We start from the raw sequence: 25,305 nt of genomic DNA, 5'->3' as shown, positions 1-25,305 counted from the left end.
CTCAATGAAAACTTAAGGGAGGAAGAAGGCGTTCACGTGACCAAACAATCGTTTATAAAAGGCACGCTCATTTTGCTTGCCGCAGGTATCATTAACCGCATCCTTGGCTTCATCCCTAGAATTACACTACCACGAGTTATCGGCGCCGAAGGCATTGGATTATACCAGATGGGCTACCCGTTCCTTATCGTTATTTTAACATTAATTACCGGTGGCATTCCCATCGCAATCGCCAAACTGGTTGCAGAAGCGGAAGCCGAAGGAAATGAAAGCCGGATACGGAAAATATTTCGCATATCCATGCTATTTACCTTCACCATAAGCATTATATTCTCCATTGTAAGCTTCCTTGCCGCTAAATGGATTTCTACCCATTTATTAACCGATTCTAGAGTTTATTACACTTTCCTGACCATGACACCGATTATATTGATTGTTGGCATCGGATCGGTTTATCGCGGCTATTTCCAAGGCAGGCAAAATATGATTCCTACGGCGCTCTCCCAGGTCGTAGAGACGTTAGTAAGGATATTCACTGTTCTAGCCTTTGCTTACGCCATGCTTCCCTATGGGATCGAATTTGCTGCAGCAGGCGCTATGGCAGGCGTTCTTGTTGGAGAGATTGCAGCACTTCTTGTACTGTACTACCAATATCGGATTAACCGAAGGTCAGCCCGATCCATTCCTCAAGTGAGAATCGGATCAAATACCATGACCGGTCGCTGGGCTAACTTGAAGATGCTGTTAAAGCTGGCCGTTCCGATAACGGGTAGTAAGCTGGTCGGTTCTTTTTCTTATTTTTTTGAGTCCATTATCATTGTCCGCAGCCTGGCTATAGCAGGTATTGCCACCAAACTAGCGACTGCACAGTATGGTGCGCTCCAAGGGATGGTCATGCCAATACTTATGCTTCCAAGTGCCCTGACGTATTCCTTATCCGTTTCCCTTGTTCCTTCCCTTTCCGAAGCCGCGGCACAAAATGATATGAAAACAATCCATTCCCGTCTTCATCAGTCCTTAAAGCTAGCGCTTGTGACGGGAGCACCATTTGCCATGATCATGTTTGTGTTGGCTGAACCTCTTTGTCTCTACTTGTATGGACAAAGCCAGGTAGCCTCTATGCTAAAAATGATGGCCCCCGTTGCCTTGTTCATTTATTTTCAAGCCCCACTTCAAGCAACTCTGCAAGCCTTGGAAAAACCCGGCAGCGCTCTAATCAACACGTTAGTGGGCTCAATCATCAAGCTGACATTGATCTATTTGCTGGCAAGCAAGCCTGAATTCGGCATCTTAGGAGCACTCATGGCGATTAACCTGAATATCATGCTCGTCACCCTTCTTCATTGGCGTAGTGTGGTCAAGCTGTTGAATTTTCGAATGGAGATGGCCGACTTTGCCAAGGTCGGTGCTGCGATGGCTTTATCGGGCTGGGCCAGTCATGTCATTATGTACACGAACTGGCTGGACAATGAGCTTATCCGTTTCATCGTTTCCTCTATTCTCGGCATTCTGGTTTACCTCATTTGTTCGGTATTCCTGAAGCTCATTAACAGGAATGATCTATTGAGAATCTTGTGGTTGGGACGTAAGTTTGTCAAATAGCTTACCTTTTCTTGTCAATAAACCATTTCCCGCGGTGATCAATCGTACAAAAGAATATGTCTTTAAAATCCTGTATCCCTTTGGATTGTAGCTCGCTTTTTAACCAAAACCGTGTCTTCCCGAGCTTTTCCAGACTATCATCCTGTACCTTCCCGTCCATGATGAGCGGCAACGGTAGTCCCTCATATCTAATTTTAACCTGTTGTTTGGCGGCAGGCTGACTGTTCGCAGCATCTTTTTCTACAACGGTCAGCTTGCCAGAAGGCTCTAATATCGCAAATTCCACATCCGCCACATCCACGATTTTGTTTTGTCGAAGCTGCAGCAGCAAATCATCCAGGTTGTAACGATGCCGCTTCATCACCTCGCGATTCAGCTTTCCATTTTGAATCACCAAAGCCGGTCTCCCCTCAAAAATTCGGCGCAGCTTTTCATTTTTCAACGAGACATAAGCAATGAACATTTGAATCACGACCAGAGTAACCATCGGGACAATACCTTCGACCAGCGGTTTCCCCATATCCTCTAAGACAAAAACAGCAATTTCCGCAATCATAATGGAAATGACTAAATCGAAAAGCGACAGCTTCCCGATCTCCCTTTTCCCCATAATCCTTAAAGTCAGAAACACGATAAAGTACACAAGTACGGTACGAAAAAAAAGAGCCAACATATCCATGGTTTCCCTCTATCCTCCTACATTCTTGGCGTAGCAAAGACAGGATGTTTCCATGGGTATTTTGACCTTTAGCTAATCGTGTCATACCATTTTGACAGCTAAGAATTGTTGGCAAATGTGCTTCCAATTATGAACTAAAAATAAATCCAAATGACATACCCCGTAGAAATAAACAGCAATAACAGTGTCAAAGGCAGCGCAATCTTCAAGTATTTCATGAATTTAATTTCATGGCCTTCCTTCATCGCCAGCCCCGCTGCGATCAGATTAGCGTGCGACCCGATCAACGTTGCTCCTCCACCAATGCTGGCCCCGATAGCTAGCGACCACCAAATGGGATTAAGCTGCCATCCATAAGCTAAGTCCATATGGGCGCCAATACTCTTGATTAAAGGAATCATCGCAGCTACTAACGGAGCTTGATCAACTCCTGCCGATACTAATCCCGCTACCCAAAGGGCCAAAATCGAGATGAACATTCCGCTACCCGAAGTAAGCTCCATCCCTTTTACCGCAATGGCCTCAATTGTTCCTGTATTCACTAATCCGCCAACAATCAGGAACAAGCCGATGAGAAAGGCTAGCGTGCCCCATTCTACAGAATGAAGGGCATCCTCCAGCTCTTTTTTCTTTCTAATTGTGAGCAGAAGAAGGATAACAGCACCTGCCAATGCAATGAAAGCAACTGATATGTGAAGTTGAAGATGGAAAAGGAATCCAAGCAGAGTCAAGCCCCATACAATCAGTGCTTTTATCAAAAGGGACCGATCCTTTAAATACTCTGAAGCATCCAGAGACTTCCACTCTTCTGATAGGGCTCCAGCCTGCTTCCACTCTTTTGCAAACACTCTATGAAGAACTAGGAGTGTAACGATAAAAAGAAGAATAGACAATGGAGCTACATGCAGCAAAAAACCATTAAAAGTAACACCCGTCTGCTTGGACGAGCCTATCAACATATTAGGCAGTGAACCTATCAGGGTTGCACTTCCCCCAATATTACCGCATAGCATCTCGGTTACAATAAAAGGAACCGGACTCACCCCTATGACCTTAGAGATGCGAATTGTAACTGGTATTATTAAAATAATAGTTGTTACAGGATCAAGAATGGCAGATCCCAGCGCCGCAATAGCCGCTAATAGAAGAAAAATCTGGGTAAGATGACCTTCCGCCTTTTGCACCGATTTGATAGCCAGGTATTGAAACAATCCCGTCTTGCCTGTGACTCCCGACATTAGCATCAAGCCGAGCAATAAAACAATCGTTTCCCAAGCGATATGAGTCCTGTAAGCTGTTGTTAAATCGACAAGCCCCAAAATAAGTGCAAGTATTCCGCCACCCCAAGCGGCATACGCACGATGAACGATCCCGGTTTGAACGAGCCCGTAAGCGATAAAGAAAATAAGTGCAGCTGCAACCATTTGCCACAATGAAGTCGATTGAATCGTTTCCAAAAGATATCCCCACCTTTCATATATTCGTTCGTACTCGCTGCTCTATTTAGTGACATATAAAGGCGTAATGGTTCCCAAATTTTACATAACTTCACCTTTACGCGTCTAGAACAACCTGTACTATTTTTATGTACGTGCCCATACAATGATGATAAATGGTTTGATTGGGGGGAGTCGGCGATGAAGCAATCACCTTTATTATCCGGGTTGATCTACTCCATGATTTTCATGCTTTTGGGTACACTTATGATATCTTTGCTTATGCTAGCAACAAATTTACAGGAAGCGTCCTTATTTGGCTACACGATGTCCATACACGGCGTTTCCATGTTCATAGGGGGCATCGTATCCGGCAAACGCGGCGGAACCAGAGGCTGGTACCATGGTGGCCTGCTCGGCATCTTTTATTGCCTCATTGTAGCTATCATCGGGTTCTTGGCTTACGACACCGGGTTATCGGAGCAGACGATGTATCTGCTCGGTTTAACTTTCGGATCAGGAGCGTTAGGCGGTATGCTCGGTGTCAACTTGAAATAGAAGCCAATCGAACCCTCTAACGAAGCCTTTCAACAATGTGTATTTTAAAAAAAATGCGAGTCCTTCCTTCACAGGAGGCTCGCATTTATTCATTTGATGCGCTTACTTCTTGTCTTCGCCAGGACTGCTCGATACCGCATTCACTGCAGAACGTTCGAATGTAAGCTTCGTTACATCGTTGACACGGATAACGACTGTATCATCTCCAAGCTCCAGAATCGTTCCATGAAGCCCGCCGATGGTAACAACCTTATCGCCTTTTTTCAAATTGCCCAGCATCATGTTACGCGTCTTTTGACGTTTTTGCTGGGGACGAATCAATAAGAAATACAAGACTACAAACATTAATACCAATGGACCGTATGTATACAAATACCCTTGAAGCCCGCCTTGCGCTGCTGTATCAGCTGCTGCTAACAACATTTGCTTTCCCCCCTTTCCCTATACTATACGTTTAAAATCCTTTTCCGTTTTCACTCATTCCGTATTTTTCGAAAAAATGATCCCGGAAATCAAGCAGCCTATCGTCTTGAATCGCTTGTCTTACTTGACGCATCAATTCGAGTAGAAAATGCAGGTTATGGTACGTTGTAAGCCGAATACCGAATGTTTCATCTGCCTTGAGCAAATGCCGGATATACGCACGCGAATAGTTCCTGCACGTATAGCAGGAGCATTCCGGGTCGAGCGGCCCGAAATCTTCGGCGAATTTGGCATTGCGAACGACTAGACGACCTTCGCTGGTCATTACGGTACCATTCCTTGCGATACGCGTCGGAAGGACGCAATCAAACATGTCGACGCCTCGGATCGATCCCTCGACCAGAGCATCCGGTGACCCCACTCCCATTAAATAACGGGGTTTGTTAGCCGGCAAAATAGGCACTGTGTAATCCAATACTTCATACATCAGGTGCTTAGGCTCACCGACACTTAATCCACCAATAGCATACCCCGGGAAATCCATGGAAGTCAACTCAGCCGCACTTTGTTTACGCAGATCCTCGTACATGCCTCCTTGGACAATAGCGAACAGCGCTTGATCGTCAGGACGAGCATGAGCCTGCAGACAGCGTTCCGCCCATCGGGTCGTACGTTCCAGAGATTGCTTAGCATAGCTGTGCTCAGCAGGATATGGAGGGCACTCATCAAAAGCCATCATAATATCAGAACCCAGAGCATTCTGAATTTCGATTGATTTCTCCGGAGAAATGAACAGCTTGTCCCCGTTCAAATGCGATCTGAATGCGACGCCCTCTTCGGTAATTTTTCTCATTTCGCTTAAGCTGAATACTTGAAAGCCACCGCTATCCGTCAAAATTGGACGATCCCAGTTCATAAACTTATGAAGACCGCCAGCTTTCTTTACAATTTCATGTCCAGGACGTAAAAACAAATGATACGTGTTACTTAAAATAATGTGAGCATCCATTTGCTTCAATTCTTCCGGACTCATGGTTTTCACGGTTGCTTGCGTACCGACCGGCATAAATGCCGGCGTTTCGATTACTCCATGAGGAGTATGTACCCGGCCTAATCGAGCACCGGATTGCTTGCATGTTTTAATATGTTCATACCATACTGCTGCCAATGACAATCACTTCTTTCTTTATTCCTGCTGATTAATATATAAACATTGCATCGCCAAAGCTGAAAAACCGATATTCCCGTTCAACGGCTTGGCGGTATGCTTCCATGATCTTCTCCCGATCGGCCAAAGCGCTGATTAGCATGAGAAGAGTCGATTTGGGCAAATGGAAGTTCGTCACAAGCGCGTCAACGATCTGGAACTTAAATCCCGGATAGATGAAAATATCCGTCCAGCCGCTGCAGGCTTGAAGCCTTCCAGGCACCGAGCTTACTTTTGCTGCCGTTTCTAGAGTTCTGGATGAGGTCGTACCAATCGCAATAACCCGCCTTCCTGAAGCTTTAGCCGTATTGATTTTATCTGCCGCTTCGCGGTTCACCTCATAATACTCCTCATGCATCCGATGTGACTCCACATCGTCGACCGATACCGGCCTGAACGTTCCCAGTCCTACATGCAGCGTAATATACGCTAATTGTATACCTTTTTGTTCCAGTCTATTCAAGTATTCACGGGTAAAGTGAAGCCCTGCCGTCGGTGCAGCCGCAGAGCCCTCATGCTTCGCATATACCGTCTGGTATCGCTCGCGTTCAGGCAGCTGCTCCTTAATATAAGGAGGCAATGGCATTTGGCCAAGCCGGTCTAATAGCTCAGGGAAAATACCTTCATAGCTAAATCGAAGAACACGGCCGCCCATATCGCTTTCTTCTTCAATGGTAGCAGTAAGGAGAGCCGGTTTGCTGCCTTCTGAAGCATGTGAGACGTCCTCGCCAAACAGAATAACAGCGCCTTTCTTCAAACGCTTACCTGGTTTAACCAGAGCTTCCCAGCGATCCCCTTCCAACTGCTTCAGCAGCAATACTTCCGCTTTGGCTCCGGTATCCGCCTTGACACCAAAAAGCCGGGCTGGTAAAACCCGCGTGTCATTCAACACGAGTACATCCCCGGCTTCCAAATAATCGATTAAAGCTTCAAATGTTTGATGCTGTATGGCTCCGGTTGTTTTATCCAACGTCAACAATCTTGACGATGTTCGATCTTTCAATGGAGTCTGTGCAATAAGCGACTCCGGCAAATCATAATCAAACCATTCTACCTGCATTTTCGTCATTCCTTGGTTATCGAGACTCCTACGTAGTAGGTCTGCAATATTTTTTTGTAATCATAGCCAAGCTCAGCATAGCCTCTGGCACCCCATTGGGACATGCCTAATCCGTGACCATACCCTGTACCTCTAAAAATATATTGGGACTGCTTGTCTGCAAGCTTTGCTTTGTTATCTCCATTCAGCACGAAAATCTGCGAAGCTGTCGCTGCTTGCGTCGCTGCTCCACCTGTTGCCACATAAATGCTCGGAGAAGCGGCGGATTGGCTGCGAACCGCATTGTTCGCTCCCAGTATAGTATACCTTCCTGTTTCTTCAATATCAAACCGGGTGCTTGGCAAACTATTAAGTAAAGTTCGAAGCGCATCAGGATAGGCAGGCTTCAGCACCTGACCATTTGCTTTCATCTCGATGACTCTTCCTGACTCTCCTCTTTTGGATATTTCAAGCTTATCCAGCGTACCGCTTATAGGCTGGCCTAACACTGTATTTACCTTTTCCTTCAGCTTATCGGCATCATAGGGACCTCTTATCCAAGAAAATGCATTGGATTCAATCGCCTGATCAAACACAACGAAACGGTCTCCGATATCCACCTTAAAGCTGGCAGGATTCGACGCATTGTCAACGAACGGAGCAGGACGAACACTGACTCCTGTTCCTGTAGATACGTAATATGGCAGGCCTGCAGCATTCTTTTCCCCTGTATCACGAGCGTAGGACGAGTGAATATAGCCTGTTTTTCCATTGGGTAATACTATACGATACCAAACAGCCTTCCCTTTCTCCGCTCCATCATCCGGACTTGGAACGCTCTGCAAATAGGCGACCTTATTCCCCCACACTTCAGTTGATTCTGCAGTCATTCCGCCGGCATTCGAGTAAAACAATGGAGAAATCAAGCCGCTTTTATCTTTAAGCACTTCGCCTTGAGTTGCCTGGATGGCTGTCAAAGCGGATGCGAACTCCGCTCCCGCCCCTTGGTACGCCTGATCCACGGTAGAGTCAGATACATGGGCTATCTGATATTTAACTCCCTGCTTCAACACATAGGTTCGAGCCGCAACAGCTTGCGCCTTCAGCGCTTCTACCGGCCAATCCTTGTTTAACTCCGAGCTGATAACAGAAGCCAGGTACTGGTCCATAGGCAGCTCGTTGATAACGGCAAGCTTGGAGTTGAATCTGGATACCTCGAGGATTCCTCTATACGCGCGTTCGGAGCGTTCACGCACTGTTACGGTGTCGGAGGATTTGGGGGAGACCATAAGCTTGGCGGTAGAATTAGCCCCCGTTCCGCCCCCTAACATGAAGTTAGAGACAAGTGCAGGACTTTCGGAAGCTGAATCCATTTGAGATCGCTTCAATATGTAAGTTACAGCCGGATCAAGAGGCTGCAATGCTAGTGCAGGCAATGCACCGTTAATCTGCTGCTTAGCTGCATTAAGCTCTGCAGCTGTGGTTTCCGCTCCAACCAAAACAGCATAAGCAGGTGCCCCTGCCGCATTATCCATGAAGGCAACATCTGCATCAAACCCTGCTGCATTAATAACGGTGGCTTGACTTACTGCCTCCGCTTCGGTAGCATAGCTTCCCGCGTTCCAGTGCATAGGGCCGGCAACAGTAGACGTATAGCCCTTGATTAAACCGCTGACTGCTGACAATCCCGAAGTTTTTGTTGATGCAGCTTGTGCCGCATCCTTTGTCGCGTACGGTCCCAGCTCGATTTGATAGACCACAGCCCCTCGCTTCGTTCTCGTTACCAGCACAGCATCCTGATTAGCCGCTGTCAGCTTGTCCATGATTGTTTTTGCTAGGCTGGCATCAGCGCCTTCCCAGAGCAGAGCACGAAAGCCATCCAAGGAGGCTGCTGCCGAACTATTGGCAGCTATCGAGAAAGCTGGTTTGGATGTACCTGCAGCTCCTCGGATCGCTATATCCATCCCTTTGACCGAGGAAAGTGTAACCAAAGAAGTGTTGACGCTATATTTTCCGGTATCAATAAATAGAGCAACCCTTACCATATCCAACTTATCCGAATCCGCATATACACTCGGCACAAGTCCATTCATTCCTGAAGAGATGCCGGCACCTGCGGTAATGATACACATAGTTAAAAGAATTCTTTTCATAGAACCAAGTGAAGGCCTAAGCTTCCTCATGTTCAGCGTTCCCCTCTCTGACGTTGATGAGTGCACTCTTTCCTTCCACCTGCATAACTGCTAGTGGTTGTCCGGCACAGGCAGTCCCAAATGACTGTATGCCATATGAGTAGCCATCCGCCCACGCGGTGTGCGTTGCAAAAATCCGATTTGAAGCAAATACGGCTCGTAAACATCTTCAATCGTCTGGCTCTCTTCCCCGATCGTGGCTGCAATCGTATCCAGGCCGACAGGCCCGCCTTGGAAGCTCAGTATAATGGCCCGCAGCATTTTATGATCGATTTCATCGAGTCCTAAATGGTCGATCTGAATCCCGAGCAGTGCGCGTTGAGCAATATCCAGCGTGATGATGCCATCACCCTTTACTTGAGCATAATCGCGCACCCGTTTCAACAGACGGTTTGCAATTCGTGGAGTCCCACGTGAACGTTTGCCTATTTCCTCCGATGCCTCCCCGACAATTTGCACCTGCAAAATGTCCGCGGTCCGGCTGACAATGTAGGCAAGCTCATCTACAGTATAATACTCCAGGCGGCTGACGACGCCAAAGCGGTCGCGCAGCGGAGCGGATAACAATCCAACACGGGTTGTAGCTCCAACCAGCGTAAAGGCCGGTAGATCAAGCCTAACAGAACGGGCGCTGGGACCTTTACCAATAATAATATCCAACGCAAAATCCTCCATCGCGGGATATAATACTTCTTCGACCGTCCGATGAAGTCGATGAATCTCATCGATGAACAGAACGTCGCCTTCCTGCAGATTAGTCAGTATGGCAGCCAAATCACCAGGACGTTCAATCGCAGGTCCAGAAGTGGTACGTACATTGACTCCCAGTTCATTTGCGATAATATTGGACAGTGTTGTTTTACCTAGCCCTGGAGGGCCGTATAAAAGGACGTGATCCAGCGCTTCCTTACGCATTTTGGCTGCTTCTATATAAATTTTTAAATTTTCTTTCGCTTGAGCCTGCCCGATATATTCAGCCAAATATCTTGGACGCAGGCTTAATTCCATTCCTGTGTCTTCCATCATCAGGTTGGCGGAAATGATCCTGTCTTCCATTAATGGTGGTCCTCCTTAGAGTTTCGCAAAGCGAAACTAACTTCGTAAGCATTCACTAGAGTTTCGCAAGGCGAAACTAACTTCGTAAGCATTATCTCATCGATTGCTGATACAGAGATTGAAGCGCCAGCTTCATAACCGCATCAACCGTTTCTCCGCCCTGCAGCTTCGACTTAATCGCTTGACCGGCACGGTCGGCCTCAGCTTCCGTGTAGCCCAATGCGAGCAGTGCCGCTTTGGCTTCACTCCAAGCGCCGCTACCCTGTGGTGCGGCAAACGCCTCTGCTCCGCCAGTAAATACCGATAACGAGTCTCCGTCTGAGTGCATAGCCCCCAGCTTGTCCTTCAAGTCCAATATCATCCGCTGTGCCGTCTTGCGTCCGATACCTGGCAGCTTTGTCAGGAAGCTGATATTTTCCTGCTGAATGGCCGCCGCAATAATCTCCGGACGACCACCAGCCATCACGCCGATAGCTACCTTTGGCCCGATCCCGTTGACATCAAGCAGCAATCGGAACAACGATTGTTCCTCACGTGACATGAAGCCGAACAGCAGATGAGCATCTTCACGAACATGGTAATGAATGTACATCGTTATTTCCTCACCCGTGTTTAGCTGAACCGAGAAAGGATTGGCACAAAATACACGATACCCTACACCTCGTACGTCCATTACTACAAAATCGGATTCTCTATGTACAATGTTCCCCTTTAAAAAATCGATCATCGTTTATTTACCTCATTTATTTTTTGTTGGAGGGTCGAGGAATGGGCATGACAAATCGCCACTGCCAGCGCATCGGCCACATCGTCGGGCTTCGGTACCGCAGACAAGTTCAAAAACATGCGAACCATTTCCTGTACCTGCTTCTTCTCCGCTTTGCCGTATCCTACAACTGCCTGCTTCACCTGCAAGGGCGTATATTCTCCTATAGGAATTCCCTGCTGTACTGCGGCTAGCATCATGACGCCTCTAGCCTGACCTACAGTAAATGCCGTGGTTACGTTCCGGTTAAAAAACAGCTTCTCTATCGCCACCGCATCCGGCTTATATTTTTCTATCAGCTGAACGGTAGCATCGTATACCATCTTCAGCCTTAAAGCTCCATCCGTATGGGCTTCCGTCGTTACACACCCGTATTGCACCGGCACTAGCCGGGAACCTTGTTTATCAATAAACCCGAAGCCTACTATCGCAATCCCCGGATCAATCCCCATAATGCGCAAAGGCTGCACTCTCCATTCTCAAAACCGAACATATGTGTTCACATGCCATTATAGCAGATATTACCGAGCATGAATACGCCCTAAAGGACACAAAAAGAAAGACGATCTCGTTGGTGTTTCAACGAAATCGCCTTTCCTCTTTGCTTGTCAATGCAGAGCTCTCTCTGGCTCCTCTACTGCAAAATCCGCAAACGTTGACAACACGCTATTGTATTCATCCAGATTATTAACCGGGATTCCACGATACAATTGCTTCACTGTCTCTCTTGGCAGACTGCTTTCCAAAAATTCGATATTTAATTGGAAGAAGGTGCGCAGAACCTGATTGCTCCCCGGTACACCTTCGAATAAAGAAAGGTTTCCTTTCGCATCCAGACCGAAGTAGGCATTATTTTTACATTGGGGCGACAAATCATCGATCTGTTCTGTAAAATAGACGTCCCCACCTTCTCCTATCGAAACAGTCAGAGCCGGATGCTCTTTATGGTATTGCAGTATTTGCGCTGCAGTCATTCTTCCAAGCATTTGCAGCTCTTCTCCGCAAACGTATGCTTTTTTAGCGTAAGCTCCACGCTGACCTACTATATGCTTCACCATGGCCTGTACATCATCCTCCGGTTGTTGCGTTGGACGAATCTGTGTTCCAAAAACCGGCTGGTCGCCCGATGACCACTCCAAACCATCGGTGCTTGAACTCCCTTTTAGCAGAATTAAAGTAAGCGAGGACATTCCGGCTATCAGTACAACTGCCGCCAAAGTCAACCATCTACGCTTCCAACGCAGCTTTTTTTTAATTTTGTTTAGCAAGCTCAGAAGAATCATCCGAATCCCCTTCTAACATCAAGTATGTTTTACCATTTTTCCCAGTGTTCGGGGCGATTATACGGATGGTAGGAGAGAATGGGACAGAAAAGAACCGGAAGCGACCGCTCCCGGCTTTTTCTTACCCTTTAGACATTAATCCATGGACTTTTGTTTGATCTTGATTTTAAAGAACTCGCGCTGCTTCGGCGTGGTCTTTGTTGAAGTCGGCTAATAGCCGCTTGGGTAGAACTGCGCTTTTTTTTGTTAGTGGTTTTCACATCGGATTTTTGATTATTTGTTGAAATACTCACTGTTTCGTCTGTTTCCCTGAGTTCCTCTTGCTCTCTCCCACGTGAAGTATCATAGCAACCGCAGTCATCATATCCTCCGCCATAGTGAGAAAACGGGGACATGTGATGACCATACATTGGGTGCATTGGTCCAGTGAATGCTCCAGCCACTTGAGGGTAAAATCCGCCAGGATAACATGGGGCTTCACTTACAGGACTGACCGAAGTTGGATAGGTCATTCCAGGAAACGATGTATTTGGAAAAGGCTGCGCATAGGGTTGAATCATAGAAGGACTTTCCATTTGCGGAACGTTTGGATACGGTTTGCCTTTATCAAAACCCGGGGATACGTGGGCCGGAGATACTTGCTCTCCCCCGCAACCGCAGCCCCCGCCCGCTTGAGGCATAAATCCGAACATTTGATAATTAGGCATAGGAGCTCCAAACGATTGAAAAGGCATTTGATCGGCTGCAGGCATTTGCTGCATTGCAGGAAACGGTTGTTCCTGCTGAGGCCACATATTCGGTTGCCCTTGCTGTGACCACATATCCGGCTGCCCTTGCTGTGACCACATGTCCGGTTGCCCTTGCTGTGACCACATGTCCGGTTGCCCTTGCTGTGACCACATATCCGGTTGCCCTTGCTGAGGCCACATATCCGGTTGCCCTTGCTGCGGCCACATATTCGGTTGCCCTTGCTGCGGCCACATATTCGCATTCATCTGATCGTGGGACATGACTTCAGTTGCAGGTACTTGAAACTGCTCGAACAAGTTCGAAGATGGCTGTTGGAACGGCATATTGGGCGATGCTTCAGCACCCATCACAGACGAATTATCGGAATAAGGAGAGATGGCGTTATTTTCATTTGGTTCCTCATAAGAGGGCATTACCGAGTACGGATGGGGAACATTAGGCATGAAGGAGGTATTGGGTTGTTGAGTAGCGCTCGGCATAATCGGCATTTCAGGGACGAATGGCTGCTGATTTACATTCGGCTGAACGACATTAGGTTGAAAGCTAGGTTGATTCACGTTCGGTTGGACTACACTAGGCGAGACTTGCATTTCGGGTACGAATGGCTGTTGATTGGCATTAGGCATGACCGGCATAATCGGCAGTTCCGGTGCGACTTGCTGATTCACATTCGGCATGACTGGCATGATCGGCATAATTGGCATAATTGGCATTTCTACGTTTGGCTGCGGCATTGTTGGTGCAGGTGCCACCTGAAGTGGTGCGACTGGAGCCGGCACAGGCTGGATTGGCGCCGTATTTTTCTTATGGTGATGATGTGTATGGTGATCCATTTGCTGATTTTGATTCTTCACCTTAGGAATGTACACGATATCCCCTGTCATTAGAACATTTGGATTTTTGAGCTGCGGATTGGCTTCAATCATTTGGTTCAACGGGATGTTCCAAGCCTTGGAAAGCTTCCACAACGTATCCCCTTGAACTACTGTGTGCTTGTAAAGATAATCCGTTCCAGGCTCTACAGGTGTGGGACCGTTCGGGATTTTTACCTTCATCCCAACATCAATGACATTGGGGTCGGTAATTTGCGGGTTCATTTCAATTAACTTATCCAGATCAACATGATACTTTTGAGCGATGAGGTAGAGGGATTCGCCTTTCTTTACCATATGGATTTTCACTGCATAAACCTCCTTAGCATTTTCTTTGAGAAACCTCCCATTATGCAGATTAAAATAATCATGAATGGCTCGTTTCTCGCTTTCGCATAGCACGTTAACTGCCTTAGATGCTCTACAGCCTTTTCAAGGGGTAAAAGCCTAAACATTACGCGTGCCAAAACAAAATGACAATACAGTTTATGCAGGTTGATAGGCATTTGACCATGAACAATGGAAAAAAAACAAGAGGAGACGAAAAAAACAGGAAAAATCCTTTCGTTTCTTGATGGAAACGGTGGGGTTTTCCTGTTCATTGTATGGTAAAAAGATATAGTTTATTCTCCCTGATCGTTTGTTCAACTCTCTTGGAGAGCGTGTTGGTAAGTGTATGTAGGATAGCAGCCCAACACACGTACCTGACAACCAATCGCTTCAATTTCTTGAAGAGCTGCTGGTAGAAGCACCGACTCCATAGACGCTTCGATATCAATATAAAAGTAATAAGTGCCAAGCTTCTTCTTCGTCGGCCTCGACTCGATTTTGGATAAGTTGATTCTACGCCAAGCAAAAGCGGATAGCAGCTGATGCAGGCCTCCCGGATAATCGTCCGGCAGCGTAACCGTAATCGTTGTTTTGGTCATAGCAATCGCTTGATCCGGAAAACGTACAGGCTCAGGCCCTACAAGAACGAATCTTGTAAAATTATTCTGATGATCCTGAACCCCCTGCGCCCAAGTATGCAAGCCATACAGGGAGCCAGCTCCAGATGGCGCCAAGGCAGCCACATCGGATCGGCCCAGCTCCTTGACAAGCCTTGCGGCTTCTCCATTGCTTCCCACTTGCTCAAGCTCCACATGAGGCAGATAGGTCTTCAGAAATTGGCGACACTGAGATAATGTAACCCCATGGGAAACGACTTTCTTCAACTGACTGCAGCCCGCTGCAAGTGATTCGCCGAACTCTTCAGTGCACAGCAGGTTAATCGATATCGGGTACACATATTCCGCTTGAATCGGCAGATCTACTTCATGGACAAGCCAGTCCAGATGCAGGCTTACAGAGCCTTCAAAAGTATTTTCGATCGGAATGACACTATAATCCGATTGTCCGTTGACGGTAGATCTGAAAACATCGTCTATCAACTTGCAATTAATATAATTGAATTCATCTTTACCCAAATAATGATGAGCGGATTCTTCGGTGAACGTACCCGGACCTAAGAGTGCGACACGCTTCATACACGGACATCTCCTTTGATGTTTTCGAATAATGTACAATTTTCATCAAAGTGTGTCAACAATTGAACGCCGCCCCGGTCTGGTTTCAACCACATCAGCGTTGCCTCGATCTGCTCGTCTTTTAGCGTTCCGAGCAAGAATTGCTCGAGCTCCGCTTTGCGAGTGCTGTCCCGATCCACTAGCGCCAGCATAGTCGGCCCCGCGCCGCTCAATGCCACACCGAGGGCGCCGTGGTCGGTCGCCTCGGCCAAAATCTTGGCCAGCCCTGGAACAAGGGCTGCCCGGTAAGGCTGATGCAGCGCGTCCTTCATGGCGCGTGCAATCATATCGAGCCGCCCGGTACAGAAGGCGGCTACTAGCAAGGACGAATGCCCGACGTTGAACACGGCATTCGTCAAGCTCTGCTCACGCGGCAGGACATGCCGCGCTTTCTCAGTCGATAGCTGGAAGTGAGGAATCGCTACCAGCACTTCCAGCCTCTCGTCAGACTCGATGCGGATATATTCCGCGCGCTCTCCGTCCCAGAAAGCGACGACCAGACCACCGAACAGCGCAGCCCCTACATTATCAGGGTGATGCTCAAGCGCAGTCGCCATTTGAAAGAGCGTATCTTCTGACAGAGGACTGCCAATAAGTGCATTGGCAGCCGCCAATCCGCCCACTATCGCCGATGCGCTGCTCCCAAGCCCACGCGTCAGCGGAATATCGCTGTACATAGAGATTTCTAGCTCAGGATGCTCGACGCCCGCCTTGGCAAAAACCATTTGCGCCACTTCATATATAAGATTGGATTTATCGGTAGGAATTCCACTCATTTGATCTCCGATCAAATGAATCTTTGTTTCCTCTGCAATGCCCATTTCTATCCATGCATAGAGGTCAAGTGCCATTCCCAGCGTATCGAAGCCAGGTCCAAGGTTAGCTGTACTTGCAGGCACCTTGACGCGTACTTTGTTATGACTTGTGTCCATGAAATTGGTCCCTTACCCTTCGAACTTTTTGATCATTGCTATATGAACAGTGGCTTGTTGATTATCCTTCTACACGATAGACGCTCTTAATAGAATGAACGACTTTCATCGATTCAAACTGATGCAGCACTTTTTTCATAGCCGCTTGATTTGCATCGTGAGTAATGATGATGATTTCCGCGTTCGGGTTCTGTGCATTCGGATGCTGAAGAACCGATTCCAGGCTCACTTCATGCTCAGCGAATACCTGAGTAATTTGTGCCAGAACACCCGCTTTATCCTCTACGTGAAGCAGGATGAAGTTTTTCGATGCGATTTGCTCATCCGTCTTCAGCTTTTTCTCTTTATACGGAGCAAATCCTCGTTGGCCGTTAATACCCAACTTCAAATTGCGCACTACAGCTACCAAATCCGCTACAACGGATGTTGCCGTAGGCATTTCGCCGGCACCCGGACCGTAAAACATCGTTTCACCGACAGCTTCACCGTACACATACACAGCATTGAACACTCCATTTACGGACGCCAGTGGATGTGATTGCTTCACCATTGTTGGCTGAACACTGATACTGATATAATCGTCCTGACGCTCAGCGATTCCGAGCAGTTTCACTTCATATCCGAGACGTTTGCCATAGGTAATGTCTTCTTTTGACACCTGACTGATTCCGCGTACTTGTACATCACTCAAAGCCACATTAGCGTGGAAGCCCAATGTTCCAAGGATCGTCATTTTACGTGCCGCATCGAACCCTTCAACATCCGAAGTAGGATCCGCTTCTGCGTAGCCAAGCTGCTGTGCTTCTTTCAAAACATCGTTATATGCAGCGCCTTCCTGGCTCATCTTCGTTAAGATATAATTCGTCGTTCCGTTCACGATCCCCATAATTTTCGTAATCCGATCCGATGAGAAGCCCTCAATCAATGTACGAATAATCGGAATACCGCCGGCCACGCTGGCCTCGTAGAATACATCGCAGCCCTTCTCGGATGCTTTAGCCAAAATTTCCGGACCGTGCAGCGCCATCAAGTCCTTGTTAGCAGTAACGATATGCTTGCCATTGTCCAGAGCCTGCAGCATATATTTCTTCGCTAGATCAATACCACCCATAACTTCCACTACAATATCAATTTCCGGATTATCGATAACGTCCCATGGATTTTCCGTCAACGCATCTGGACTTACCGCAATATTACGGGCTTTGCTTTTATCTTGAACAAGAATTTTAGCAATTTCGATCGATGCCCCGGTTTGGCTTAACAAATCCTGCTGATGTCCCTCTACAATGCGCACGACACCTGTCCCTACTGTTCCAAGCCCTAATAACCCAACCTTTATCGGTTTCATATCGTAATTCCTCCTCAATACCTTGTTGTATCTTGCAGCCGCTAATTCAGCGCTTATCTGGAAGATTCACAGAACGGCAGGCCGAATTATACTTTATTTTACTTATTGACTATCCTTGGCCCACCAGGGTAGCTCTGCTGACTCCTTCTTGCTCTCGGAGCCGTTCCAAGAGAACTGCGACCGTCTCCCCCATCACCGATGTTTCAACGGAAATGACGACATTGGCTACCCCCTGTAGAGGAATCGTTTGATGAATGGTTAGGACATTTCCTTCAAGTCCAGCAATCATAGCAAGAACTTTGGATAAAATGCCTGAGCGATGCTCCAAATCCATCGAGATGGTAACAATACGCTCCCGCTCCAACTTGCTAAGAGGAAAAATGCCATCCTTATACTTATAAAATGCGCTGCGGCTCAGCTCAACCTGTTCCACCGCTTCATGAATCGTCTTCACTTCGCCTCGGGCAAGCAGCTCCTTGGCATGTACCGTTTTCACGAGCGCTTCGGGTAAAATATCTTCCCTGACTAAATAGTAACGTTCGTTACCGCTAGATTTGGTCTCCGTGTCATGTTTATCCTGCACAACCACAGTCCTCTCTAAAAAGACGATTGTTTCTCCTTAGTGGACATTATAACGAAAATGACTGAATCCGGCAATAGGCTATTTCGTGAAACATCCGACATTCATAAAGTTTCCACATCTGTACGCTATGAAGCCATACCAATTCATGTTAAGGTGTGAAATGAGCTTGTCTGTTATTCTTCTCGTTGCATGATTTTAAAGAAAAGGGGTGCTTTCTTTGATTCGAACACGAATGATGGCTACAGCTATGCTGTTTAACGGCAATGACCTGTTAATGATGAAGCGTTCACCTACACGCACCTTGAATCCAGGCATGTGGGCTGCGGTCGGCGGTCACATGGAACCCGAAGAAATTAATGATCCGTTAACTACCTGCGTACGGGAGATCTACGAGGAAACCGGATTTAATGAAGCGGAGCTCCTCAATATGCGGCTGCAATATATATTGATCCGTTTAAACCAAAAGGAAGTGCGTCAGCAATTTATTTATACTGCTGAGACCACACGCCGAAATGTCGTTCAAACGAATGAGGGGATACTTCATTGGATCCCACGCGAGCAAGTGCTCGATCGTGAAATCCCGTTTATTTTTCATACACTGCTCGCCCATTACTTTGACCATGGTCCTTCACAGAACATTTGGGTCGGTACGGCGGGGTCCAGTGATGACTCTTCCCCTACCGTCCGCTGGACCGCTCTCGTCGATCCCATGATGACATAGCATCGCTTATACACAATTTATTTCGCCAACATGCATTTAATGAAAGAGACTGTCCATCACAGTTGGATTTCACCTGTTAGATGGACAGCCTCTTTTTAGTTACTAACTCAAAGTATAGAAAACTCATCACTTGGCCTTTCTCGAGCGGAAAGAGCTTTTATTGCTCAAATCTCGCCATTTCTCCAATATTTTGAATGCCTCCTTACGTAACAACAGCGATCGGGCCAGTTGAAAGCCCTCTTCATAGCTGCCGACCTTGTCAAACCAATACAGGCGCAGTCCCGCATTAAAAATAACATGTTCTCTCTCATTGCGAATATCCTCGGCATCATCACCTTGGATGACCCTTGTAAGCAGCCTAAGCTGATCATCCTTCCCGCACTTCTCCAATGGCTCTCCACGAAAGCCGAATGTTGCAGGATCCACGCTATTCGACTCATCTCCCCATGGTGTCACCTTGCGTATAGAGCTTGTTTTATAAAGCGGAAGATCTTCAGAACCTTCGATTCCTTGAACAATATAAGCGGTCTCAAACCCGGATTTGGGCAGTAGATGAATTAAATGAGTCATCGCCGTTTTATGATTTACACCTATGATAATATTTTGCGAATGAATCGGATTAATGACCTTTTCTACCGTATTCAAAAATGTCCTTAGACCCATCTGCTCCCGAACATGCCTGATGCGGCCAAAAGGCGGACAAATGAGGTCCGTCCAAATAAATCCGATATTTAAGGCCATAAAAATAGACTCCCATTCCTTAGCCTCAAGCTCCACTTGAATACCTAGCCCTTCCAGCAGCTCCTTCAAGGATAATCCCTGCTTCGGCGGAAGCGAATCACTTCCATGCAGCACCTGTGAGTAGCCAACGGAAGCTAACAAAAGACTAACCGGAATTGTAATGGGAAAGTAGAGCCTTCCATCGTAAGGTCCAGCACAATTCAATGAATCCGAGAAGGAGCGGAATGGAAGGGAGTATTTGCGGAATACATCGATAAATCCCATCATTTCTTCATCCGCTTCTCCCTTCATTCTCATCGCCATTAGAAAAGCCGCAGTTTGAGCATCCGTGGATTCCCCGCGGGCAATGGAATGCGCGGCCGCAACCGCCTCATCATAAGTGAGATGGCGGGAACCGGTTTTACCGGTTCCGACCGTTTTTATCCATTCCTTCATGATGTCACCTCATTTCTTATCGATGAAACTCATCTATGGAAGCCTTTGAGAATGGTGGCGTCAGTCATCCTTTAAAGCAATAGCGGTTTCCCCTTCACGACGCAAGCTTCCAGTTAGGACAAGGGCTCCACACGAACCGCACAAACCTTAAACTCAGGCATCCTGCACATTGGGTCCAGAGCAGGATTGGTCAGCCGATTGATACATTGATCTTCTCCCCAATGAAACGGAACGAATACCGTGTCTCGTCTAATTTTCTGTGAAAATTTCACTTTTAGCCGGATCGACCCACGCTTGGATGTAACTCTCGCATACCCGCCATTCACTAGCCCGCTCTCAGCAGCAGCATCCGGATGTATTTCCATCAAAGGCTCAGGATACTTGGAATTCAGCTCAGGGGTGTTTCTCGTCTGAACCCCCGACAAATAGTGCTGAAGAACACGCCCTGTTGTGAGAATAAGCGGGTATTTCCGGGTCGGAACCTCTTTCGGATTTTGATGCTGTATCGGTACGAGACGCGCCCTTCCGTCTTCATGAGCAAATCGATCCTCGAACATGCGAGGCGTACCAGTATGCCCTTCTTCTGGGCACGGCCAAAACATGCCTTTCTGTTCCTCTATCTTGGAATATGTCATTCCGTAGTAATCCGCCAAACCTCCTTTGGAAGCAAGCCGCAGCTCGTTAAAGATATCCTCCGCAGATTCATATTGGAAATATTGTCCTTTTCCTAGCACAGAAGCTATGTCGCATAGAATCCGCCAGTCCAATCGAGCTTTACCCGGCAACGGCTTCAATGCTCTTCTCACCATTACGCGTCCTTCAAGCTGAGTCATTGTCCCTTCATCCTCTAAATAAGCGGAACCTGGCAGCAGCATGTGAGCAAACTTCGATGTTTCCGATTGAAACAAATCAATGACGACAAGGAACTTCAGCTTTTTCAACGCTTTCTCTACCAAATGACTGTTCGGGTTGGAAACAACAGGATTAGAGGATAGAATGATCAGCCCTATAATTTCCCCACGGTCTATGGCTTCCATCATTTCATAGGCGGACACTCCTTTACGCGGAAGCTCTTCTTCCGGGACTCCCCACACTTGGGCAATGTAGGCCCTATGCTCCGGATTTTCGATCAACCTATACCCAGGAAGCTGGTCCGCCTTCTGTCCATGCTCACGGCCGCCTTGGCCGTTCGCTTGCCCCGTAATAGCTCCATAGCCGCATCCGGGACGCCCTATTTTACCGGTGAGCAGCACCAGATTAAGAAAATTGCGAACATTGGCCACTCCGCTAGCGTGCTGCTCTACTCCCCGCGCCGTGAACACCATTCCGGTCTCTGCCTGACCGTACATTCTGGCCGCTTCTATTATGAGCTGAGGAGAAACTCCGCTTAAAGCGGCAGCTTCAGATAAAGATACCTGCTTCAAATGCTCCTTTAGCTCGGTATACCCGTTGGTTCTTTGTTCTACAAATCCCTGATCTACATAACCCTCATCTACAATAACCTTGAGCATTCCGTTTACCAGAGCCGCATCATAGCCCGGTTTCACCTTGAGATGAATATCTGCAATCGCACAGGTAGCCGTTTCACGGGGATCGATGACAATGATTTTACACCCGTCCTGCCTCGCTTTACGGAAATACTGCATAATGGTCGGCTGACATTCCGCAATATTGGTGCCTGCTAGAATAATGCATTTAGCCAACGGTACTTCCGACAAAGGATTCGTCAAGCCGCGATCCACACCTAAAGTCAGGTTGGAGGCTCCTGCCGCCGCAGACATGCAGAACCTTCCGTTATAATCGATGAATTTAGTTTGCAAAGCTACCCGTGCAAATTTTCCTAGCAGATAACTCTCCTCATTCGTTAATGATCCGCCTCCGTACACGCCTATGGAATCCTTACCATACTTATTCTGCAAATCCTGCAGCTGTATCCTTGTCAGCTCCAGCGCGGCTTCCCAAGAAACAGAAGAGAGCTTGCCATTCTCACGAACCATCGGGCTCTTTAATCTGCGTTCATCAATAGCATGAGTATGGGCATTCAATCCTTTCACACACAATCTTCCGTCGGTGACCGGGTCTTCTTTGTTCGGCGATACGGAGTAGCGGCTCACTCTGATCGACTTTTCCTCATGCAGATTCATTGTGCACTGTACGCTGCAGTAGGGACATTCCGTTTTGGTAATTTTTTCCTTCGGCGGAACAGCAGCATGCTGCATCTGAAAATGCTTAAGAAAATCGTTCATCTCTGCTTCTCACCTACTTCTAGTAATTAACTCCAGAGCCCGATGTCGCCCAAGCCTTTCTCCAGCTTCGCGTAACGGCATAAAATACTAACGTGACTACCAGCACTATCGACGCCACGACAACAAAGCCTGTCACATGGGATCCTGTAGCTTGTTTTAGCGGTCCCAATATATTATTGGGAAGCAGAAATCCTCCAAGTCCCCCGAATGCTCCCACAATCCCCGTCACAACCCCGATTTCTTTGGAAAAACGCTGAGGCACCAGCTGAAAAATGGATCCGTTGCCCATTCCTAAACATGCCATCATTAAGCTTGTTATTGCCAGCATGACCATGAACGAAGCCGGCATGGATGAAACGGCAAATGCGCATATCGTAATGACAGAGAATAAAACCATCATAAATCTCATGCCACCGATTTTATCTGCAATGTAGCCGCCTACAGGCCTAAAGAAGCTCCCAGCAATAACCGTAATCGTAACCAGATATCCGATCTGGATTTTACTCAAACCGCCTGCAACTGCCTTGTCACCATAAACATCATAGAAAAAGATACTGAAGTAGTTGGAAAAACCAACGAACCCTCCGAATGTAATCGCATAAAACAGACTGAACCACCAAGTATCGATATTTTTGAATGCCGTTAAATAATCAATCCATTTTTTGGGCTCAGGTTGATTAGGACTATCTTTGGCCATCAAGGTGTAAGCCACCAAAACCAGCAGGAGTGGGATCATTGCAAGACCGAAAACATTATGCCATCCGATGGATGTTGCTAATTGCGGACCGAAGAAGGTAGCCAGTGCAGTTCCGCTGTTCCCTGCACCCGCAATCCCCATGGCCAGACCTTGGTACTGCGGAGGATACCATCGACTTGCCAACGATAAGGAGACTGCGAAGCTTGCACCGGCAATCCCAAGCAAGAAGCCCAGTGCTTGAACCTGACTTAAGCTTGTTCCTCCCAGCCAGCCCCATAGAAGCGGAATCAATGTTAATACCATACCGATGATCCCTGCTTTCTTGGAACCTATCCGATCCGCCAAGATCCCCATAGGAATTCTAAATATGGATCCGCCCAAAGTAGGAATAGCAACCATCGTTGCTTTTTGAGCATCTGTCAAGCCAAAATCTTTGGTGATATACAGTGACAATGCACCGCACAATACCCATATCATAAAACTGACATCAAAATAGATAAATGCTGACAACAAGCTCGGGAAATGTCCTGATTTTCGAAAGTTTTTTACATCCACTCCTCATTACCTCCTTATTATCTCTTTTTAAAATACTCAAATGTATTATTCATGTTAGTAATTATCACATATATACTATACAATTCAAACCCGTATAGTTCAACGCTTTTTTTGAAAAAAGTTCACGTTTTTCCTTGTTTTTTTTCTTATACTTTCTATTTACTCTATTCAACTCACCATTTAACGAATATTAAATTGATTTTCCTTTCAGATCGTTCGTTTTTACAGCGTTTTCAGCACAAACAAAAAAAACACCAGCCTCATCAGACAAACATGAGCCTTGGTGTTTTATCGCTCGACTTTGCCGCCACCTATTCCTTCTCGACAAATTCAAATTCGAAATCTCCGATACGAACCGTCTGTCCATCCTTCGCCCCGCGACTACGCAATGCTTCGTCGATCCCTTTTTTACGCAGAATCCGAGCAAAGCGCATAACCGCTTCTTCCGTGCTGAAATTCGTCCGTTTGATCAGCTTCTCAATACTCGGACTTTCCACAACGAAAGTATCATTTTCCCGAGTGATCGTGAAATCATTATCTTCTTTAGCTTCGAGACGATATACTTTACGCTCGGCCAAATCAACGAGGTCCTCAACAAGCGGCATTTCAGGGATAGTTTCCAACAGATCCGCTATTTTATACAGCAGCTCCTGTACCCCGTTTTTCGTAATTGCTGATATAGGGATAATTTGAGTAGACGGATTGACTTCGGCCAGTTGACGCGTGAATTCGCCCAACAGCTCCTCAGCATCTGGCATGTCCATTTTATTGGCAACCACAATTTGCGGACGCTCTTCAAGTTTGGAATTGTACAGGTTTAATTCTTCATTGATCTTTTGCCAATCTTCAAAAGGATCCCGACCTTCTGTTGCAGCCATATCAATAATGTGCACAATAACTCTAGTCCGTTCAATGTGACGCAGAAACTCATGTCCGAGACCAACGCCTTGATGCGCCCCTTCAATCAATCCTGGCAAATCCGCCATAACGAAGCTGCGTCCGTCGCCTACATCCACCACTCCGAGATTAGGAGTCAGTGTTGTAAAATGATACGCACCGATCTTAGGCTGTGCCGCGGATACAACCGACAGCAAGGTCGATTTGCCTACGCTTGGAAAACCTACTAAACCAACGTCTGCCATGACCTTCAGCTCAAGCACTACCCAACGCTCTTGGCCTTCTTCACCATTCTCGGCAATTTCCGGCGCCGGATTATTGGGCGTAGCAAAGCGAATATTGCCCCGACCTCCGCGGCCTCCTTTGGCAATAACAACCTGCTGTCCATGACGGGTCAAATCTGCAACAATCTCCTGTGAATCGTCATCAATTACAACAGTTCCAGGCGGGACCTTGACGATCATATCATCCGCGTTAGCTCCGTGCTGACTTTTGTTACGACCCTTTTCTCCACGGTCTGCTTTGAAATGCTTTTGATAACGGAAATCCATCAATGTGCGCAAGCCCTCATCAACACGAAATATAACGTCTCCGCCATCTCCGCCGTCACCACCACCCGGTCCGCCCTCAGGCACATACTTCTCTCTTCGGAACGCGACCAGGCCGTCTCCACCGTCACCGCCCTTAACATAAATCTTCGCTTTATCTACAAACATGAATCC

General features: G+C 47.1%; 22 protein-coding genes. 3 read left to right on the top strand and 19 right to left on the bottom strand.

Going from position 1 to position 25,305, the window contains the following annotated elements:
* Nucleotides 1–36 precede the first annotated feature (36 nt).
* Nucleotides 37–1,602 (top strand): stage V sporulation protein B, encoded by a 1,566-nt coding sequence (gene spoVB, locus BP97_RS0102585; RefSeq protein WP_028547711.1) that lies wholly within the window; start codon nucleotides 37–39, stop codon nucleotides 1,600–1,602.
* Between the two features lies 1 nt (nucleotide 1,603).
* On the opposite strand, the gene BP97_RS0102580 is transcribed toward spoVB, so the two are convergent.
* Both BP97_RS0102580 and BP97_RS0102575 read right to left on the bottom strand, forming a co-directional pair.
* Complete coding sequence (locus BP97_RS0102580; RefSeq protein ID WP_028547710.1) at nucleotides 1,604–2,281, bottom strand: DUF421 domain-containing protein; 678 nt, start codon at nucleotides 2,279–2,281, stop codon at nucleotides 1,604–1,606.
* Nucleotides 2,282–2,415: 134 nt separating this feature from the next.
* Nucleotides 2,416–3,738, bottom strand: coding sequence for an ArsB/NhaD family transporter (locus tag BP97_RS0102575; RefSeq protein WP_028547709.1), 1,323 nt, complete (start codon nucleotides 3,736–3,738; stop codon nucleotides 2,416–2,418).
* A gap of 180 nt (nucleotides 3,739–3,918) precedes the next feature.
* Between BP97_RS0102575 and BP97_RS0102570 the strand changes: the two genes are divergently transcribed.
* On the top strand, nucleotides 3,919–4,275 hold the full coding sequence (locus BP97_RS0102570; RefSeq protein ID WP_028547708.1) for a TIGR04086 family membrane protein: 357 nt from the start codon (nucleotides 3,919–3,921) through the stop codon (nucleotides 4,273–4,275).
* Nucleotides 4,276–4,377: 102 nt separating this feature from the next.
* On the opposite strand, the gene yajC is transcribed toward BP97_RS0102570, so the two are convergent.
* The 13 genes from yajC to BP97_RS0102500 all read right to left on the bottom strand — a co-directional run bounded on the left by yajC (nucleotide 4,378) and on the right by BP97_RS0102500 (nucleotide 18,291).
* Nucleotides 4,378–4,698, bottom strand: a complete 321-nt coding sequence (gene yajC / locus BP97_RS0102565) for a preprotein translocase subunit YajC (RefSeq protein WP_028547707.1) — start codon at nucleotides 4,696–4,698, stop codon at nucleotides 4,378–4,380.
* A 31-nt stretch (nucleotides 4,699–4,729) separates the two neighbouring features.
* Nucleotides 4,730–5,866: a tRNA guanosine(34) transglycosylase Tgt gene (tgt, locus tag BP97_RS0102560; protein WP_028547706.1), complete on the bottom strand. Its 1,137-nt coding sequence runs from the start codon at nucleotides 5,864–5,866 to the stop codon at nucleotides 4,730–4,732.
* Nucleotides 5,867–5,897: 31 nt separating this feature from the next.
* Nucleotides 5,898–6,965, bottom strand: coding sequence for a tRNA preQ1(34) S-adenosylmethionine ribosyltransferase-isomerase QueA (gene queA / locus BP97_RS0102555; RefSeq protein WP_028547705.1), 1,068 nt, complete (start codon nucleotides 6,963–6,965; stop codon nucleotides 5,898–5,900).
* Nucleotides 6,966–6,970: 5 nt separating this feature from the next.
* Nucleotides 6,971–9,127: a SpoIID/LytB domain-containing protein gene (locus tag BP97_RS0102550; RefSeq protein ID WP_231506189.1), complete on the bottom strand. Its 2,157-nt coding sequence runs from the start codon at nucleotides 9,125–9,127 to the stop codon at nucleotides 6,971–6,973.
* Nucleotides 9,128–9,187: 60 nt separating this feature from the next.
* Nucleotides 9,188–10,192 carry a Holliday junction branch migration DNA helicase RuvB gene (gene ruvB / locus BP97_RS0102545; protein ID WP_028547703.1) on the bottom strand — a complete coding sequence of 335 codons (1,005 nt, stop codon included), beginning with the start codon at nucleotides 10,190–10,192 and terminating at the stop codon, nucleotides 9,188–9,190.
* A 91-nt stretch (nucleotides 10,193–10,283) separates the two neighbouring features.
* A complete protein-coding gene (gene ruvA, locus BP97_RS0102540; protein ID WP_028547702.1) occupies nucleotides 10,284–10,919 on the bottom strand; it encodes a Holliday junction branch migration protein RuvA in 636 nt (211 codons plus the stop codon).
* Entirely contained in the window at nucleotides 10,916–11,419 is a 504-nt protein-coding gene (gene ruvC, locus BP97_RS0102535; RefSeq protein ID WP_028547701.1) for a crossover junction endodeoxyribonuclease RuvC, read from the bottom strand. Before ruvC ends, ruvA begins: the two co-directional genes overlap by 4 nt.
* A 147-nt stretch (nucleotides 11,420–11,566) precedes the next feature.
* A complete protein-coding gene (locus BP97_RS0102530; RefSeq protein ID WP_028547700.1) occupies nucleotides 11,567–12,241 on the bottom strand; it encodes a BofC C-terminal domain-containing protein in 675 nt (224 codons plus the stop codon).
* Between the two features lie 128 nt (nucleotides 12,242–12,369).
* On the bottom strand, nucleotides 12,370–14,172 hold the full coding sequence (locus BP97_RS38610) for a LysM peptidoglycan-binding domain-containing protein (protein WP_051620292.1): 1,803 nt from the start codon (nucleotides 14,170–14,172) through the stop codon (nucleotides 12,370–12,372).
* Between the two features lie 335 nt (nucleotides 14,173–14,507).
* The gene (pheA, locus tag BP97_RS0102515; protein ID WP_028547698.1) at nucleotides 14,508–15,389 is read right to left on the bottom strand and encodes a prephenate dehydratase; all 882 of its coding nucleotides are present in this window, start codon (nucleotides 15,387–15,389) and stop codon (nucleotides 14,508–14,510) included.
* Nucleotides 15,386–16,360 carry a homoserine kinase gene (gene thrB / locus BP97_RS0102510; protein WP_028547697.1) on the bottom strand — a complete coding sequence of 325 codons (975 nt, stop codon included), beginning with the start codon at nucleotides 16,358–16,360 and terminating at the stop codon, nucleotides 15,386–15,388. The genes pheA and thrB overlap by 4 nt, the downstream gene beginning before the upstream one ends.
* Nucleotides 16,361–16,421: 61 nt before the next feature.
* Entirely contained in the window at nucleotides 16,422–17,708 is a 1,287-nt protein-coding gene (locus BP97_RS0102505; RefSeq protein WP_028547696.1) for a homoserine dehydrogenase, read from the bottom strand.
* A 109-nt stretch (nucleotides 17,709–17,817) separates the two neighbouring features.
* Nucleotides 17,818–18,291, bottom strand: coding sequence for an ACT domain-containing protein (locus BP97_RS0102500; RefSeq protein ID WP_051620291.1), 474 nt, complete (start codon nucleotides 18,289–18,291; stop codon nucleotides 17,818–17,820).
* A gap of 217 nt (nucleotides 18,292–18,508) precedes the next feature.
* On the opposite strand from BP97_RS0102500, the gene BP97_RS0102495 reads away from it, so the two are divergent.
* Nucleotides 18,509–19,012, top strand: a complete 504-nt coding sequence (locus BP97_RS0102495; protein WP_028547694.1) for an NUDIX domain-containing protein — start codon at nucleotides 18,509–18,511, stop codon at nucleotides 19,010–19,012.
* 126 nt (nucleotides 19,013–19,138) lie between these two features.
* Here the strand turns inward: BP97_RS0102495 and BP97_RS0102490 are convergent, their stop codons facing one another.
* From BP97_RS0102490 to obgE, 4 genes are all read right to left on the bottom strand, one after another.
* Nucleotides 19,139–20,188 (bottom strand): anthranilate phosphoribosyltransferase, encoded by a 1,050-nt coding sequence (locus BP97_RS0102490; protein WP_028547693.1) that lies wholly within the window; start codon nucleotides 20,186–20,188, stop codon nucleotides 19,139–19,141.
* Nucleotides 20,189–20,301: 113 nt separating this feature from the next.
* Complete coding sequence (nasC, locus tag BP97_RS0102485; protein WP_028547692.1) at nucleotides 20,302–22,434, bottom strand: assimilatory nitrate reductase catalytic subunit NasC; 2,133 nt, start codon at nucleotides 22,432–22,434, stop codon at nucleotides 20,302–20,304.
* A 19-nt stretch (nucleotides 22,435–22,453) separates the two neighbouring features.
* Nucleotides 22,454–23,686 carry an MFS transporter gene (locus tag BP97_RS0102480; protein WP_028547691.1) on the bottom strand — a complete coding sequence of 411 codons (1,233 nt, stop codon included), beginning with the start codon at nucleotides 23,684–23,686 and terminating at the stop codon, nucleotides 22,454–22,456.
* 311 nt (nucleotides 23,687–23,997) lie between these two features.
* A complete protein-coding gene (gene obgE, locus BP97_RS0102475; protein ID WP_028547690.1) occupies nucleotides 23,998–25,299 on the bottom strand; it encodes a GTPase ObgE in 1,302 nt (433 codons plus the stop codon).
* Nucleotides 25,300–25,305 lie beyond the last annotated feature (6 nt).

The sequence above is a fragment of the Paenibacillus sp. UNC451MF genome (assembly GCF_000686845.1).
Classification (GTDB): domain Bacteria; phylum Bacillota; class Bacilli; order Paenibacillales; family NBRC-103111; genus Paenibacillus_S.
This window is presented reverse-complemented; position numbering and strand designations above follow the sequence as displayed.

Coding starts and splice junctions, on each gene's coding strand:
- thrB (WP_028547697.1), bottom strand. CDS start 16,360: ATGGACACAAGTCATAACAAAGTACGCGTCAAGGTGCCTGCAAGTACA.
- obgE (WP_028547690.1), bottom strand. CDS start 25,299: ATGTTTGTAGATAAAGCGAAGATTTATGTTAAGGGCGGTGACGGTGGA.
- BP97_RS0102490 (WP_028547693.1), bottom strand. CDS start 20,188: ATGAAGGAATGGATAAAAACGGTCGGAACCGGTAAAACCGGTTCCCGC.
- yajC (WP_028547707.1), bottom strand. CDS start 4,698: ATGTTGTTAGCAGCAGCTGATACAGCAGCGCAAGGCGGGCTTCAAGGG.
- ruvB (WP_028547703.1), bottom strand. CDS start 10,192: ATGGAAGACAGGATCATTTCCGCCAACCTGATGATGGAAGACACAGGA.
- ruvA (WP_028547702.1), bottom strand. CDS start 10,919: ATGATCGATTTTTTAAAGGGGAACATTGTACATAGAGAATCCGATTTT.
- pheA (WP_028547698.1), bottom strand. CDS start 15,389: ATGAAGCGTGTCGCACTCTTAGGTCCGGGTACGTTCACCGAAGAATCC.
- BP97_RS0102530 (WP_028547700.1), bottom strand. CDS start 12,241: ATGATTCTTCTGAGCTTGCTAAACAAAATTAAAAAAAAGCTGCGTTGG.
- BP97_RS0102550 (WP_231506189.1), bottom strand. CDS start 9,127: ATGAGGAAGCTTAGGCCTTCACTTGGTTCTATGAAAAGAATTCTTTTA.
- BP97_RS0102580 (WP_028547710.1), bottom strand. CDS start 2,281: ATGGATATGTTGGCTCTTTTTTTTCGTACCGTACTTGTGTACTTTATC.
- queA (WP_028547705.1), bottom strand. CDS start 6,965: ATGCAGGTAGAATGGTTTGATTATGATTTGCCGGAGTCGCTTATTGCA.
- BP97_RS0102570 (WP_028547708.1), top strand. CDS start 3,919: ATGAAGCAATCACCTTTATTATCCGGGTTGATCTACTCCATGATTTTC.
- nasC (WP_028547692.1), bottom strand. CDS start 22,434: ATGAACGATTTTCTTAAGCATTTTCAGATGCAGCATGCTGCTGTTCCG.
- BP97_RS0102505 (WP_028547696.1), bottom strand. CDS start 17,708: ATGAAACCGATAAAGGTTGGGTTATTAGGGCTTGGAACAGTAGGGACA.